Below are 15,786 nucleotides of genomic sequence, written 5' to 3'. Positions count from 1 at the left end.
GGCCCGCTACAGCACCGGCTTTGCGGCGGCGCCGGATCTGGTGTTCGGCAGCAACAGCCAGACGGTGGGCGAGCAGGTGCTGAGCTGGAACCTGGGTGTGACCAGCCGGGCCAGCGAGCGGCTGTCGGTGATGGTCGACTACGTGGGCGAGCGCCGCGACGGCCAGCTGCAGAATGGCGTGCAGCTGGGGCTGGGTTACCGGTTCTGATGCAGGGAGGACGTCCTCGCCCGCCGGGTGGCGACGTCCTCCGGCGGCTGACCCGCCTCTACCGCCCGCGCAGAGCAGTCAAAGTGCCGGCTGGAGGGGAGCGGCGACGGGTGGCAGTTGAGTTCCTGACACCTGGTGGCGAGCCTCCTGCACTTCGCTGACTGCGTTCATCCGCGGTCCCCTGCCGATTGAGGCGGACGTCATCGCGTATCTGATCCATGCCGATGCCGAGGCGCAGATCCGTGCCGCTCTGGGTCGTACGCAATCGTTCTCTGTCCGGCTCTCGTCATTCGCTGCACACGCGCCACGCCGCAGATCGATTGCGGAACAAGCGTTCCAGGAGATGCTGCCAACAGTAGCGTGCCGCACGGTACGCATTACGGCGCTGTCCCGATCACGACGCCACTTCCATCAGCCTCCGCAGCGGATAGGCGCAGAATGCATCGTCACTTGCTGAGGCGACATGCCTTGGGCGTCAGATGGCAAATGGCGCCTCCCGGGCGTGCGAGCCGGCAGCTCAGGGCTTCGCAGTCCCCGGGGCGGCCCCGTTTGACGATGGTGCCCAGTAACGCGCAACTGTCCATTTCATTTGGCGGCGGCGTCCAAATGCATGGTTGTATGTACTCATGCCGCTGCTCGTACTGCAAGCGCGTGTCACTCGATACGGCGAAGCGATGGCGGTCAGTCAGAGTTCCTGTTGTACAGGGTGGGGCAGCGTTGATTGGCGGATCCCTGCTCGAGTTCCAGGATCCGCCGTCTTGCTACCTGGAGGTGATCAGTCTCCAGACCGTTGAAGGTTCAAGTGTGCTTCATGACTGACACCAGCGTGGCGCTGCGGTCGCAGTCGCCTGTGCGTTTGCTGCCGGCATTCACTGCTGTTCGATGGGGCCAACTATGACCCGCCCGCAACAATCACCACCACCACCACCACCACCACCACCGCCACCACCACCACCCCAATCGCCCCAATCGCCCCAGCTCCCCCCCCCGTAGCCTCCGCCGAAGTCACCACCACCGCCGCCACCACCCTGCGCGGGTGGGGGCAGAACCGTTGAAATGACCGTTCCGGAATTGAAGCGATCATTTCCGCGCCAGGTGTACTCGACGCATTCGATTCCGTTGCAGACCACCACCGTATCGCCTGTCTTCAGCCCTTGGGCACCCCAAGCGTTCAATCGCCCTTTTTCGCCCAGTAGTACACTGCGGGTGCTTCCATCCGGGTCAGGCGTGCTTACCGCGCAATGACCGCATTGCAGGACACTGGCTCGCTTGGCTGCATCCGCAGTATCAATGGCCGTGCAGAACGCAGCTGCAATAGCCGAGGCACAGATCACTCCCTTGAAACTTGCAGCGTTTGCAAAACGCTTACTCTGCATGCTTGATTTCCTTATTGTTTAACGCAGCATTTGTTGTAGATCTCGTCAGAAGCAGACTTCGCTCGCATCATTTCCTTTGCGTTCAATCTCCTTTCCATATCGGACACCTGGTCCGGGGCGATAAAACTGGAGTTCACCCTGCTCACCACGCGCGAGTACGCGGCTGCCATGACAGGGTCGGCGTCGACCACGCCGCCGTAGGTGTAGGCGCTGGCGAGATCCCAGAGGGCGGAGACGTTTCCTTGACTGGAAAGCTCTGTCAGGTACTGCCGGGCATTGCTCCGCCATTCAGCCACCTTGTCTGGATCGCCGACCGCCTTGTCCAGCGAGCCCAGGACTTCCTCCGGCGAGTTCGCATACGTCCTCATCGCCGACTGCGAACCCATCGCGGCGGCAGTTGACAACCAATCTTCCTCATAGATGTCTTTTTGCAGAACCAGGGATTCGCATTCCTTGAGTTTTCGTTCGGACCTCTGCAGGAACTGCCCTTCGTTTCCAACCGATCTGGCCGACTCCGCAAGTTCATCCGCGTGCTGCGAAGTGAAGGTATTGCACTCCCTTACCGTCAGGTAGATGTCGTAGGCCGCGTTCGCGTCACCTGATCTGGATCGGTCGATCAACTGCAGTACGTGTGCCAGTGCATCGCCGGGAGGCCGGATGTGGTTGCCGCGGATGATTTCGTAGGCTTTGGGGCCCATGGGCTTGAACGAGCCTGGCGGAATCTTGTTCTCTGCCTCAAGTCTCTGCGCCGCTGCGAGTGACGGTACTGAAGCAGCGCCGTTCTGGCCTTGCGTCAGCGCCACTACGCCGGTGTTGGCGCCGGGAGCGGGTATCTGCGAAGTGGAGTAGATCGCGGCAAACGTGATCGCCACCACTGCCCCTGCTACAACTGTTCCTGTAAGCCATCTGTTCATTGGTCGATATGAGTCCCTTGGTGGAGTGCGCGGTCAAAGACAGCCATTCCGGATCGGTGCGGGCGCAAGCCTCCTGCGCGGGATCCAGACGATTCCGCAGGCAGGTTTTCAACATAATTTAAGGGTGCTGAGTGTCGGCCCTGCACCGCGTTGGTGGTCCGACACATCGACATGCGAATCCCCGATTTCAGGATGTGATAACGCTGCATGGGGAAAGTCTCGCCCAGTCCTGCACCTGAGTGTTCATGATTCATTCATATGGCATCGGGGTGGCATTAACGACACGCATCGCGTCGCTCGCCCAGATACGCCCGACATCCCGGTCACCGTCCGCGCTCATGCGGTTGCGGCTGGCCCCTTCAGTTCAAGGGTGTTGCCATCGGGGTCGTTGAAGTAGAGCGATGGTCCATCGCCCTCGGCGCCGAAATTGACTTCGGCCGGGCCGGCTACCGGGACGCCAAACGCCCGCAGGTGTGCCGCCAGGGCCGCCTCGTCGAAGGGAGTGATGCGCAGGCACAGATGATCGGTGTTGCGACCCTGCGCATCGGGTCCGCGCCCGCCGCGCTGGCCCAACGAGCCGTCCAGGCTCACCAGGTCGATCATCGAAGCCCCGGCGCGCAGATGCACCAGGCCCAGATGATCGCGCCGCCGCACCACTTCGCAGCCCAGCACCTGCTCGTAGAACGCCACGCTCCGCGTCAGGTCGCGAACCCGGAACACCACGTGGTCGATGCGTTCAGCACTAAACGGCCTTGTCATCCGATCCTTCCTCGCTGTAGAGGGTGTTGTTGCCTGAATGCGTTCATTCGACTTTGCCGAACGAGGGATTCCGGCGCGGCGACACCTGCGGCTGCGATGCCCCGGGCCCCATCGCTCGCACGGTGCGACAACGTGTCGCAGCCAGAATGGGGCCTTTCCTGCGGTGGATCATTGTCAATGCCTTTCTTAAATGGTGGGTGACGGCCTAAAATTGCAAGGCTGACTCGACCCCACCTCCCTGCCTGTCTCCGGACGGGTGGGACCGGCTTTGGCCGGAGCGGGCAGGACGGGGAACGGCATTCCCTCGCAATTGGATCGACCGATGATTCCGTTGAAAACCCTTGGGCGCTGGTTGCGCCCGGGCCTGCTGCTCGCAGTGCTGGTGATGCTCACCGGCTGCGATGCCGTGGCCATCCTCAGTCCGAAGGGCCAGATCGGCCAGGATGAGAAGACCCTGCTGATCACGGCCACCGTGCTCATGCTGCTGGTCGTCATCCCGGTCATCATCATGACCCTGACCTTCGCGTGGAAGTACCGCGCTTCCAACACCAAGGCCCGTTACGAGCCGAAGTGGTCGCACTCGACGGCGATCGAGGTGGTGGTGTGGTCGATCCCCTGCATGATCGTGCTGGTGCTGGCCGTGCTGACCTGGCGCTCCTCGCACGCGCTGGATCCGTACAAGCCGCTGGAATCGGACGTCAAGCCGGTCACCATCGAGGCGATCTCGCTGGACTGGAAGTGGCTGTTCATCTATCCGGAAGAGAAGATCGCGGTCGTCAACGAGATCAAGTTCCCGGTCAACACTCCGCTGAACTTCAAGATCACCTCCGACACGGTGATGAATGCCTTCTTCATCCCGCACCTGGGCAGCATGATCTATTCGATGGCGGCGATGGAGACCAAGCTCCACCTGATCGCCAACGAAACCGGTGAATTCCCGGGCATGTCCTCGCACTACAGCGGTGCGGGCTTCGCCAAGATGCACTTCACTGCCTATTCGGTCACCGATGCCGAGTACCGCCAGTGGCTGGACCAGGTCCGCGCCGGTGAGCAGACGCTGGACAAGACTTCGTTCAAGGCCCTGGGTGAAGCGCGCAATGCCGAGTGGTATCCGGTGACCTACTACGGCCGGTCCGAGGAGGGCCTGTTCGACTGGGTCATCGCCAAGCACATGGGCGACAACAAGCACTACGGCATGAAGCACGCCCATGCGGGCGCCGCTGCCGCCGATGCTGCCAGCCATGAAGGGCACGAAGGCCACGCCCCGAGCGAAGAGCACAAGTCCAAGGAGTCCGGGGAAAACCTGGATGCCACTGAACACGAGCACGCCGGCCACGCCGGTCATGCGGGCTCGGGAGAATGAACATGCTGGGAAAACTCTCTCTTGAGTCGATCCCCCACGATCCGATCGTGCTGACCACACTGGTCGGTGCGGTGCTGGGTGGCCTGGGCGTCGTCGCCCTGATCACCAAGTTCAAGCTGTGGGGCTATCTGTGGAAGGAGTGGTTCACCTCGGTGGATCACAAGAAGATCGGCGTGATGTACCTCATCGTCGCCTTCGTCATGCTGCTGCGCGGTTTCTCCGACGCGATCATGATGCGCACCCAGCAGGCCATCGCCGTCGGTGGCTCCGAGGGTTACCTGCCGCCGCACCACTACGACCAGATCTTCACCGCCCACGGCGTGATCATGATCTTCTTCGTGGCGATGCCGTTGATCACCGGCCTGATGAATCTGGCCGTGCCGCTGCAGATCGGTGCGCGCGACGTCGCGTTCCCGTTCGTCAACTCGCTCAGCTTCTGGCTGTTCGTCGCCGGTGCGGTGCTGATCATGCTGTCGCTGTGGATCGGTGAGTTCGCCGCCACCGGCTGGCTGGCATTCCCGCCCTTGTCGGGGATCGAATACAGTCCAAGCGTAGGCATGGACTACTACATCTGGGGTCTACAGGTGGCGGGTCTGGGTACCACGCTGAGTGGTATCAACTTCTTCATCACCATCCTCAAGATGCGCACGCCGAGCATGAAGCTGATGCAGATGCCGGTGTTCACCTGGACTGCCCTGGTGACCAACGTGCTGATCGTCGCTGCCTTCCCGGTGCTGACCATCACCCTGGTGCTGCTGACCCTGGACCGTTACCTGGGTACGCACTTCTTCACCAATGACGGTGGCGGCAACGCCATGCTGTACATCAACCTGATCTGGATCTGGGGCCACCCGGAGGTGTACATCCTGGTCCTGCCGGCGTTCGGCGTGTTCTCGGAAGTGATCGCCACGTATTCGCGCAAGGCCCTGTTCGGTTACAAGGGCATGGTCTACGCCACCGCCTGCATCGGCGTGCTGTCGTTCATCGTGTGGCTGCACCACTTCTTCACCATGGGTTCGGGTGCCAACGTCAATGCCTTCTTCGGCATCACGACGATGATCATCTCCATTCCCACGGGCGTGAAGATCTTCAACTGGCTGTTCACCATGTTCCGCGGCCGCGTGCAGTTCACCACGCCGGTGCTGTGGACGATCGGCTTCATGGTCACCTTCACCATCGGCGGCATGACCGGCGTGATGCTGGCCATCCCGGCCATCGATTTCGTGCTGCACAACAGCCTGTTCCTGATCGCGCACTTCCATAACGTGATCATCGGCGGCGTGGTGTTCGGCATGTTCGCGGGCATCACCTACTGGTGGCCGAAGATGTTCGGCTTCCGCCTCAACGAGTTCTGGGGCAAGTGCGCGTTCTGGTGCTGGTTCATCGGCTTCTACGTGACCTTCATGCCGATGTACGTGCTGGGCTTCATGGGCATGACCCGTCGCCTGCAGAGCACGGTCAATCCGGCCTATGAGCCGCTGCTGCTGGTTGCTGCTGCAGGTGCCTTCATCGTCGGTGCCGGCATCCTGTGCCAGATCATCCAGGTGGCCGTGTCGATCCGCGACCGCAAGAAGACCGTCGACCTGACCGGCGATCCGTGGGATGCCCGTACGCTGGAGTGGGAAACCTCTTCGCCGCCGGCGTTCTACAACTTCGCCACGCTGCCGGACGTCACCGAGCTGGACGATTTCTGGGAGCGCAAGCAGCGCGGTGAGGCCTGGCCGAAGCCGGCGAAGTACACCGACATCCACATGCCGCGCAATACCGGCACGGGTGTTGTCATCGGTGCCTTCAGCCTGGTGTTCGGCTTCGCGATGATCTGGCACATCTGGTGGCTGGCCATCGTCGGCTTCGTCGGCATGATCGCCACGTTCATCTACCGCACCTTCGACCAGGACGTGGACTACTGGGTCCCGGCCGCCGAGGTGGAACGCATCGAGAACGAACACCGCAAGCACCTGGAAGCCCAGGGCCTGGTGAAGTCGGAGCTGAAGGCATGAGCACCAATACCTCGACCCTGAGCCACGGGCACGCCGCGCATGCGGCGGCCCATGACGACCACGAGCATCACGACACCGGCGGCAACACCGTCTTCGGTTTCTGGGTGTACCTGATGAGCGACTGCCTCATCTTCGCGTCGCTGTTCGCCACCTATGTGGTGCTGGCCGGCGGCACCGATGGTGGCCCCGGTCCGAAGGACCTGTTCGAACTGTCGTTCGTGGCCTGGGAAACCGCGCTGCTGCTGACCTCCTCGCTGACCTTCGGTCTGGGCATGATCGCCCTGCACCGCAAGCAGGTGGGTCAGATGTACCTGTGGCTGGCAATCACCTGGCTGCTGGGCTTCGGCTTCATGTGCATGGAAGTGTGGGAATTCCAGCACCTGATCCACCAGGGCTATGGTCCGGACCGCAGTGCCTTCCTGTCGGCGTTCTTCGCCCTGGTCGGTACCCACGGCCTGCACGTCAGCGCCGGCCTGCTGTGGCTGCTGGTGATGTTCGTGCAGCTGAAGAAGTACGGCCTGACCCCGACCAACAAGACCCGCATGGCGTGCCTGAGCCTGTTCTGGCACTTCCTGGACCTGATCTGGATCGGCGTGTTCTCCGTCGTCTACCTCAATGGAGCGCTGTAATGGCACATGACAACCACGCACACGATCATGGCACCGGTGGCGAAAGCCACGGCAGCGTGAAGTCGTACCTGATCGGCTTCGTGCTGGCAGTGGTGCTGACCGTCATCCCGTTCTGGATGGTGATGTCGGGCGACTTCTCCCGCACCGTCAACGGTGTGGTGATCGCGATCACCGCCGTGCTGCAGATGCTGGTCCACCTGGTGTTCTTCCTGCACCTGGACCGCTCCTCGGAGAGCCGCTGGAACGTCAACGCTGCTGCCTTCACCATCGTGGTGATCGGCATCATCGTGGTCGGCACCCTGTGGGTCATGCACAACATGAACGTGCATATGATGCACTGACGTCCCCGCGACGTTGCCACGCAGAAAGGCCGCCCCCGGGCGGCCTTTCTGTTGTCGGGTGGATGGGGTCGGATCCCATGTCGCAGGCGAGGGCTCCGAACTCGCACGCCGGGCCTCACCCCACCTTGCGCAGCCTCACCCCACCTTGCGCAGGAACTCCTCGGCATCCATCGGCCGACCCAGGTGGTAGCCCTGCAGCTGGTCGCAGCCCAGTTCGCTCAGGTACTCGCGCTGGGCCTGGGTCTCCACGCCCTCGGCCACCACCTGCAACTGCAGCGTACGGCCCAGGGCGATGATCGAGGAGACGATCGCGGCGTCTTCGGCATTGCGTTCCAGGTCGTGCACGAAGGCCCGGTCGATCTTCAGCTCGGTGGCCGGCATGCGCTTGAGGTAGAGCAGGCTGGAATAGCCGGTGCCGAAATCGTCGATGGCGATGTGCACGCCCATCGCGGTGAGGTCGTTGAGAATCGCCAGGCTCGCGTCGACATTCTTCATCGCAGTCGTTTCGGTGATCTCAAGCGTCAGCAGAGGCGGATCGATGGCGTGTCGTTCCAGCGCCGCACGCACGCTGGCCAGCAGCGTCGGCGAGGCGAACTGCAGGGGAGACAGGTTGACCGCCATCGTCCAGCCGCGATGGCCGGCATCATGCCACGCACGCAGCTGGGCGCAGGCGCGATCCAGCACCCAGTCACCGATCGGCAGGATCAGCCCGCTGCGCTCGGCGATCGGGATGAACACGTCCGGTGCCAGCAGGCCCAGTTCCGGGTGCTGCCAGCGCAGCAGCGCTTCGGCGCCGCTGGCGGGGGCATCGGCGGCGGGAAATTTCGGCTGGTAGTGCAGCACCAGTTCGTCCCGGGCGACGGCCTTGCGCAGATCCTGCAGCAGCCGCAGCTGGCGGTTTGCACTGAGCTGCATCGAGGGAGTGAAGAACGTGTAGCCGTTCCGGCCGGTGTCCTTGGTGTGGTACATGGCTGCATCGGCGTGGGCCATCAGCTCGCGTTCGTTGCCGGCGTCGTCCGGGTACAGGGCGATGCCGAGGCTGGCGCTGACCTGCAGCTCGGCCGCGTCGAGAATGAAAGGCTCGCTGGCCGCGGCGATGATGCGCTCTGCGACGACCACGGCGTCATCCGGGATGTCGATCGCCAGCACGATCACGAATTCGTCCCCGCCCAGGCGCGCGAAGGTGTCCTGCGGTCGCAGCAGGCCGCCGATGCGTTGCGCGACGGCGACCAGCAGGCGATCACCCAGTTGATGACCGTAGGCGTCGTTGACCGCCTTGAATCCGTCAAGATCGCAGAACATCACGGCCACCGCGTGCTGGTGCCGGCAGGCCTTCTCGATGGCCTGTTCGATGCGGTCCTGCAGCAGCATGCGGTTGGGCAGCTGGGTCAGCGGGTCGTGCAGCGCAGCCTGGATCAGCCGGTTGTTGGCGTGCGCCAGCGAATCGGCCAGCAGCCCGGTGCGGACCCGCATCTGGCGATCGAACAGGGAGGCCACCAGCGCGATGCCAAGCGTCGCCACGGTGGTGACGATGACCAGTACCGCCAGCCAGCGGGCATCGATGCCGCCATTGACCACGGCACCGCAGATGCTGCCGTCCGCGAAGCGTGCGGCCGCCATGCCGGTGTAATGCATGCCGACGATGGCCAGCCCCATCACCAGCGAGGCGAGCAGGCGCAGGCGCAGCGTGTTGCGCTGCTCGGTGCGCAGGCGGAAGGCGATCCACAGCGCAGCGCCGGCTGCACCGATGGCCACCACGATCGATGTCGCGAACCATCCTGGGTGGTAGTCGATGCCGGGCTGCATGCGCATGGCGGCCATGCCCAGGTAATGCATGGCGGCGATGCCGGTGCCCATCAGCACCGCACCGGCCAGCAGCCGCCGTCGCGGCAGGCTGGGGCGGGAGACCAGCCACAGCGCATAGGCCGATGCGCCGATCGACACGGCCAGGGAGTAGAGGGTGATGGCCAGGTCGTAACCGATCGGGATCGGCAGGTCGAACGCCAGCATGCCGATGAAGTGCATCGACCAGATGCCCAGGCCCATCGCGGCGGCGCCACCAGCCAGCCACCAGCGGGCGACGCGTCCCTGCGCGCTGGCGACACGCCCGGCCATGTCCAGGGCCGTGTACGAAGCAAGAATGGCCACCAGCAGAGAGATGGCGACCAGGCTCTGACTGTAACTTCCAGTCATGTTGAATCCAGTGGGAAAGGGAGGGGCGCCCGCAAGGCGCACGCCCGCGACCCCTATCGGCGCAGGTGGGCGGTACTTGAGCGGTCGCAGCACCTGCGACCGGGCTCGGCTATCCTGCCACGCCCGTCCCCGCCGCAGGAAATTCCCAGATGGCAAAAGCCCGCACCGCCTACGTCTGCAATGAATGCGGCGCCGAGTACAGCAAATGGCAGGGCCAGTGCACCGAGTGCAATGCCTGGAATTCGCTGTCGGAAATCGTCCTGGAAAGCGCGGCGGCGGCCAAGGCGCCGGCATCGCGGCGGGCCGGCTGGGCGGGCAAGGTCGATCCGCCGAAGATCACCGCCCTGAAGGACGTGGAGCAGACCGAGCATCGCCGGGTCAGCACCGGCATCGGCGAGTTCGACCGCGTGCTCGGCGGCGGCCTGGTGGAGGGGGCGGTGGTGCTGGTCGGCGGCGATCCCGGCATCGGCAAGTCGACCCTGCTGCTGCAGGCGGTCGCCAGGATGGCGGCCGAGCTGCCGGTGCTCTACGTCACCGGCGAGGAGTCTTTGGCCCAGGTGGCCGGTCGCGCGCATCGGCTGGAACTGCCCCTGGATGGCGTCAACGCGCTCGCTGAAACCGGCGTCGAGTCGATCCTCCAGCACGCGGCCAAGGCCGGCCCGCGCCTGATCGTGGCCGACTCGGTGCAGACGCTGTGGACGGAAAGCCTGACCGCCGCACCGGGGTCGGTCAGCCAGGTGCGCGAGAGTGCCGCACGGCTGGTGCGTTTCGCCAAGGAAACCGGCACCGCCGTGTTCCTGGTCGGCCACGTCACCAAGGAAGGTGGCATCGCCGGCCCGCGTGTGCTGGAACACATGGTCGATGCGGTGCTGTACTTCGAAGGCGAAAGCGGCAGCCGCTTCCGGCTGCTGCGTGCGTTCAAGAACCGTTTCGGCGCGGTCAACGAGCTGGGCGTGTTCGCCATGGGCGACAAGGGCCTGAAGGAGGTCTCCAATCCGTCGGCCATCTTCCTGTCCGGTGGCAGTACGCATCAGCCCGGCAGCTGCGTGATGGTGACCCGTGAAGGAACCCGTCCGCTGCTGGTGGAGGTACAGGCGCTGGTCGATGCGTCGCCGCTGTCGAACCCGCGTCGTGTCGCCGTAGGCCTGGAGCAGAACCGTCTGGCCATGCTGCTGGCGGTGCTGCACCGGCACGGCGGTGTGCTGGTGGGCGACCAGGATGTGTTCGTCAATGTCGTCGGCGGCATCCGCGTGCAGGAGACGGCCGCCGACCTCCCGGTGCTGCTGGCGGTGCTGTCGTCGCTGCAGGACCGGCCGTTGGCCGAGAAGACAATCGCCTTCGGCGAAGTGGGCCTGTCCGGCGAGATCCGCCCGGTGCCCAATGGTGAGGACCGGCTGCGCGAGGCGGCCACCCATGGTTTCAGGCGTGCGATCGTGCCGAAGGCCAATGCGCCCAAGGGGGGCTCGGTCAAGGGCATGGAGGTGATCGCCGTGGAGCGCCTGTCCGAGGCGATCGACGCAGCGTGATTCCATCGGAGGCGCGCCGGCGGCCGCGATCCTGTTGAGCCGGCCCACGCGCGTCTGCTTCACCGGCGAAGGACCGCCGGGCATGGGCCAGACCCTGCAGACGTCAGATGCGGCTACGGTCAGCCTCGCTGTGCTAGTTTTTCCCGCTCGACGAAGGCGCCCTGTGGCGCCTTTCCGCGCCCAGGAGTAAACGATTACATGCAGGACCCCGCGCTTACCGCCCCCGCCGCCGAAATCCGCCGTGCGGGCGTCGACCTCAATGGACTGATGACGGTGCTGGGCAAGCACCTGTACTCCACGCCGATGGTGGCCCTGCGCGAGCTGGTGCAGAACGCGCATGACTCGATCATCCGCCGTCGCATCGAGCAGCCGGGCAGGGACGTGCCTTCCCGGATCTCCGTCCAGGTCGACGCCACCGCCGGCGTGCTGCGCATCAGCGATACCGGGGCGGGCCTGACCCGCCAGGAGATCCACGATTACCTGGCCACCGTCGGTGTCGGCTACACCCGTGGCCTGCGCCAGGGCGGCGCCGACGAGGATGGCCTGATCGGCATGTTCGGTCTCGGCTTCCTGTCCGCCTTCGTGCTGGCGCGTCGGGTCAGCGTTCGCACCACCTCCTACCAGACGCCGGAACTCGGCCATCTGTACGTGTCCAGCAATGCCGAGCAGTACACGGTCAGCGAAGTGCCCGCGCGCGAGATCGGAACCGAGGTCGAGCTGGAACTGCACCCCGACTTCCTGCCGCTGGCCAACGAAGCACGCCTGCACGAGGTGCTGGGGCGGTACTGCGCGCTGCTGTCCGAACCAATCTTCATCGGTGCCGCCACCTCGGCGATCAATCCGGAGCCGCCGCCGTGGCGGGTGCAGGGCGAAGTCGCGCTGCACCCGGTGCAGGCGCGCCGGCAGTCCCTGCAGTTCGCCGCGCGTTTCGAGCATGACTTCGAGCCCATCGTCACCCTGCCGCTGCGCGCCGATGGCGTCAGCGACGCCACCGGCCTGTTGTGGGTGCAGGATGGCGCCACCTATGGCACCAGTGACAACCGCAATCTGTCGGTGTTCGTACGCGGCATGCTGCTGGACGATGATGCACGTGACCTGCTCCCGCCCTGGGCCGGCTTCATCGGCGGCGTGATCGAGTCCTCGCGGCTGACGCCCACTGCCAGTCGTGAGGATCTGCAGCGCGATGATCATTACCGTGCCGTGCAGCACGCCCTGCTGGAAGCGTTGATCGATGGCCTGGCCGAGGTCGCACGGCAGCAGCCTGAAGCCTGGCGCCGGGTGCTGGCCCGCCACAACGAAGCGCTGCTGGGCGCGGCGCTGTGTGATGACCGCCTGTTCGAACTGCTGGTGGAGCACGTGCGCGTGCCGACCTCGCAGGGCGATCTGCCGGCCAGCGCGCTGCCGGCACGCGGCGCCGTGCATGTGATCCTCGACAACGGTGGCGGTTTCGAAGAGATGCTGTTCCGCGCGATGGGGGTGCCGGTCGCGCATGGCCATCGTTATGCGGTGGTTCCGTTCCTGCGTCGCTGGGCCCAGGCCAAGGGCCTGCGCCTGGTGGAACTGGGCACCGAGCAGGGCAACCGCGCGCTGTTCCGTACCGATGACAGCCTCGATGAGGCGCAGCTGGCCTGGCTGCGTGAGCAGTTGGGCGATGGTGAGCAGCTGCTGCCGGCGCGCTTCAGTCCGGAGGCACTGCCGGTGGTGGTGGTGCCCGACCGCGAGGCCGAACTGAAGCAGCGGCTGGAGGACGACGAGAACGACAAGCGTGTGTCGATGGCCGCGCTGCGGCTGGCCCGCCAGTTCACTGCACGCATCGAATCGCGTGCACCGTCGCGGCTGTATCTCAACCTCGACAACACCGCAGTGCAGACGCTGCTGCGCGCACAGCGCGAAGGCCACCCGCAGGCCGAAGCGGCCGCACGCCTGCTGCGCTCCCTGAAGATCATCGTCGCCGCGCAGGGCAGGCCCCTGGCGCGGACGACGGCAACCGCAGGCCCCGACCTCAATGGAGCCTTCACCGACATCGCGGGCGCGCTGCAGCAGATGCTGCGCTGACGCCCGCTCTCATCCAGCCTTCGCTAGACAGGAGCACGTAATCCCCTCATGGACATCTGGAACTGGGTAGAAAAACTGCAGGGCGACCTGCGCCAGGCCGGGCAGGCGCAGAACGCGCACCTGCTGAACCGCCTTGCAGACGACGTCAGCGAGCTGCAGGTCGACCGCGTCGATGCGCTGTTGCCCGAGGCGCGTGCGCTGGGCAAGGCGCTGGACAATCCCTGGGTCGATGTCTACGTCGGCCACTGGGCGCTGCGCAACCGCGTGGGCAACCGCGTCGAAGGTGAAAGTGCACTGGGCGAGGCGGTCGCGCTGTTCGAGCGTGCGCATCGCGAGGACACCCTGGAGTGCCCGCAGTCGATCTGCGTGACCCAGGATCTGGCCGCCTGCTACGGCAACATCGACGGCCCCGGCTGGGTGCCCGAACGGGTCGAGGTCTGTGACGAGACCCTGGCACGCATCGATCCGAGCTGGGCCTGCTTCCAGTGCCTGAGCTGCGAGAAGGCAGACGCGCTGCTGGACGACGGTCGGGGCCAGGAGGCGCTGGATTACCTGCAGGCACAGGCCGACGCGATCGAGGCCTGCGGCAAGGAGGTGTTCGACAGCTTCCCGGAGATGCAGATCAAGATCCTTCTGGGCCTGGGCCGCGCTGAGGAAGCGCTGGCGCTGATCGAAAAGCGGGAGGCCGAGGTGGTCGCTTCGGGCGAGTATGAGCCGGCCAACTGCACCGTGCCGCGCCGCCTGTCCAAGGCCTGGGCGCTGGCACAGCTGGGCCGCGACGAAGAAGCGCTGCAGCAGATGGTGCCGTGGAGCGAGCTGACGCCGAACTACTGGCGACTGTGGGCGAACACCGCCGCCGCGTTGTGCCGGCGCGATCCGGCGCGCAACACCTGGGACCTGGGTACGCGCTTCAACACCATCATCGAGCATTTCGCCCGCGTCGGTTCGCACCGGTTGTTGATCGAGGTGGCTGCGCTCAGCCTGGAGCTGGCACTGCAGCGGGGCGCGCGCTGGGTGGCGCAGCGGCAGCTGGGCCTGGCCCGTGCCCACCTTCCTCAGCTGCGCCAGGACCGCGGCGCGCCCGCGCTGGTGGCCGCCCTGGCCGCACGCGTGGAAAGCCTGCCGGAGGTGACACCGTTGCCGGTGCCGGCCACGGAGCTGCTGGCGTGGCTGGAAGCGCGCGGGGAGCAGAACCACGCGCGCGACCCCGAGCAGGAGGCGCAATGGTTGCTGCAGGCCCACGCACAGTGTCCCGATGATGAGCCGTTGGCCGACACGGCGGCTTCGGCGCTCAATGCCTGCGGCGCGCAGGCCGAAGCACGCACACTGCTGTGGGACTTCGTGGCGGCGCATCCGCAGCACGATGGTGCCGCGGCCTACACGCTGATGCGGTGGCTGGCCGAACAGGGCGATGACGCCGGCCTGCGCCGGTTGGCGGATGTCTTCCGCGACAGCGTGCCGGTGTTCGCCCACTGGTGCGAGGTGCAGCGCGCGCGCCGGGTGTCCGACTGGCCGGCGTTGGAGCTGGCCGCAAAGGCACTGCTGGAGCTGTCGCCGGGATCGCATGGCGCGCGTGGCACGCTGGCCCGCATGTACATGGAGACCGGACGCTTCAGCGATGCCCAGGCCTGCTACGCGGAGCTGATCGAACTGCTGGAGGAGCCCAATGCCGCGCATTGGGACCACATGAGTGCCGCCAGCGCCGCGCATGACTGGGACGCCGTGCGGCGGTCGGCGGCGGCGATCGGCATGGAACTGTCCAGCACCGAGGGTGTGGTCGAAGAGCCGTGGGGCTGGGTGATCATCCGCAGCGAGGAAGAGGGCGAGCCGATGGAGTACTACGCCCGGCGCAGTGGCCCGGTGACCGCCCGCATCGTCGAGAACGCGCCGGCCAACCACGCCCAGCAGGTGGGTGACTGGGTGGTGTTCGACGCGGCGCTGGTGCATCCGGCACCGGAAGACGAGGAGGCACGCGAGCACTTCATCCCGACCTACGCACAGGTGCATGTGCTGGAGCGGGGCGGCTTCGCCCGCAGCTGGCTGATCGACGGCGCCCATCCGGGTGAGGACGCCTGGAATGCCCTGGTCGAGGCGGTTGAGGCGCAGGGCTGGAAAATCTGGGCCCACAGCCGCCCCGACTACACCGTGACCGACCCGGAGGCCGAGGATGGCACGCTGCCGGGGCTGCTGTTCACCATCGCCCAGCCTCAGGATCACGCACCGCTCGCGCTGCACCGGTTCCTGCAGCAGGCCACCGCCGGTTGGGCACATCCGCTGTGCTGGCTGCGCCTGGCCGAAGCCTGCGACCAGGATCGCCAGCCGCATCTGGACGTGATCGAGCGGTACGGCCTGTAGGCACGCCTCGTTCGCCGGGCATGGCCCGGCGCTACTGCTCTGCGCCGCCGGGCGATGCCCGGCGGAC

General features: G+C 65.5%; 12 protein-coding genes. 8 read left to right on the top strand and 4 right to left on the bottom strand.

Annotation, left to right across the window (positions count from 1 at the left end; translation table 11 throughout):
- Positions 1-208: hypothetical protein (locus tag AC5P76_RS06595; RefSeq protein ID WP_495222708.1), on the top strand; the 208-nt coding region annotated here is incomplete at its 5' end.
- A gap of 869 nt (positions 209-1,077) precedes the next feature.
- On the opposite strand, the gene AC5P76_RS06590 is transcribed toward AC5P76_RS06595, so the two are convergent.
- From AC5P76_RS06590 to AC5P76_RS06580, 3 genes are all read right to left on the bottom strand, one after another.
- Positions 1,078-1,584 (bottom strand): hypothetical protein, encoded by a 507-nt coding sequence (locus AC5P76_RS06590; protein WP_253118947.1) that lies wholly within the window; start codon positions 1,582-1,584, stop codon positions 1,078-1,080.
- 11 nt (positions 1,585-1,595) lie between these two features.
- Positions 1,596-2,456, bottom strand: coding sequence for a hypothetical protein (locus tag AC5P76_RS06585; RefSeq protein WP_253118948.1), 861 nt, complete (start codon positions 2,454-2,456; stop codon positions 1,596-1,598).
- A gap of 378 nt (positions 2,457-2,834) precedes the next feature.
- Positions 2,835-3,257, bottom strand: coding sequence for a VOC family protein (locus tag AC5P76_RS06580; RefSeq protein WP_253118949.1), 423 nt, complete (start codon positions 3,255-3,257; stop codon positions 2,835-2,837).
- A 322-nt stretch (positions 3,258-3,579) separates the two neighbouring features.
- Here AC5P76_RS06580 and cyoA point away from each other — a divergent pair, with 322 nt between their 5' ends.
- Genes cyoA through cyoD form a run of 4 tightly spaced genes read left to right on the top strand, consistent with a single transcriptional unit; the run spans position 3,580 to position 7,590 of the window.
- The gene (cyoA, locus tag AC5P76_RS06575) at positions 3,580-4,620 is read left to right on the top strand and encodes a ubiquinol oxidase subunit II (protein WP_164150731.1); all 1,041 of its coding nucleotides are present in this window, start codon (positions 3,580-3,582) and stop codon (positions 4,618-4,620) included.
- Between the two features lie 2 nt (positions 4,621-4,622).
- A complete protein-coding gene (cyoB, locus tag AC5P76_RS06570; protein ID WP_053518988.1) occupies positions 4,623-6,620 on the top strand; it encodes a cytochrome o ubiquinol oxidase subunit I in 1,998 nt (665 codons plus the stop codon).
- The gene (cyoC, locus tag AC5P76_RS06565; protein ID WP_253118952.1) at positions 6,617-7,249 is read left to right on the top strand and encodes a cytochrome o ubiquinol oxidase subunit III; all 633 of its coding nucleotides are present in this window, start codon (positions 6,617-6,619) and stop codon (positions 7,247-7,249) included. Before cyoB ends, cyoC begins: the two co-directional genes overlap by 4 nt.
- A complete protein-coding gene (gene cyoD / locus AC5P76_RS06560) occupies positions 7,249-7,590 on the top strand; it encodes a cytochrome o ubiquinol oxidase subunit IV (RefSeq protein WP_053518984.1) in 342 nt (113 codons plus the stop codon). The genes cyoC and cyoD overlap by 1 nt, the downstream gene beginning before the upstream one ends.
- A gap of 135 nt (positions 7,591-7,725) precedes the next feature.
- On the opposite strand, the gene AC5P76_RS06555 is transcribed toward cyoD, so the two are convergent.
- A complete protein-coding gene (locus tag AC5P76_RS06555; protein WP_253118954.1) occupies positions 7,726-9,783 on the bottom strand; it encodes a putative bifunctional diguanylate cyclase/phosphodiesterase in 2,058 nt (685 codons plus the stop codon).
- Between the two features lie 149 nt (positions 9,784-9,932).
- Between AC5P76_RS06555 and radA the strand changes: the two genes are divergently transcribed.
- The 3 genes from radA (at position 9,933) to AC5P76_RS06540 (ending at position 15,719) form a co-directional block, all read left to right on the top strand.
- Complete coding sequence (gene radA / locus AC5P76_RS06550) at positions 9,933-11,309, top strand: DNA repair protein RadA (protein WP_053518980.1); 1,377 nt, start codon at positions 9,933-9,935, stop codon at positions 11,307-11,309.
- Positions 11,310-11,507: 198 nt separating this feature from the next.
- The gene (locus AC5P76_RS06545) at positions 11,508-13,364 is read left to right on the top strand and encodes an ATP-binding protein (protein ID WP_253118955.1); all 1,857 of its coding nucleotides are present in this window, start codon (positions 11,508-11,510) and stop codon (positions 13,362-13,364) included.
- Between the two features lie 48 nt (positions 13,365-13,412).
- Positions 13,413-15,719, top strand: a complete 2,307-nt coding sequence (locus tag AC5P76_RS06540) for a hypothetical protein (protein WP_495222707.1) — start codon at positions 13,413-13,415, stop codon at positions 15,717-15,719.
- Positions 15,720-15,786 lie beyond the last annotated feature (67 nt).

The organism is Stenotrophomonas sp. YJH_SMC_36 (assembly GCF_059369935.1).
The sequence above is the reverse complement of the archived record's forward strand: the minus strand, read 5'-3'. Positions and strand labels throughout refer to the sequence as shown.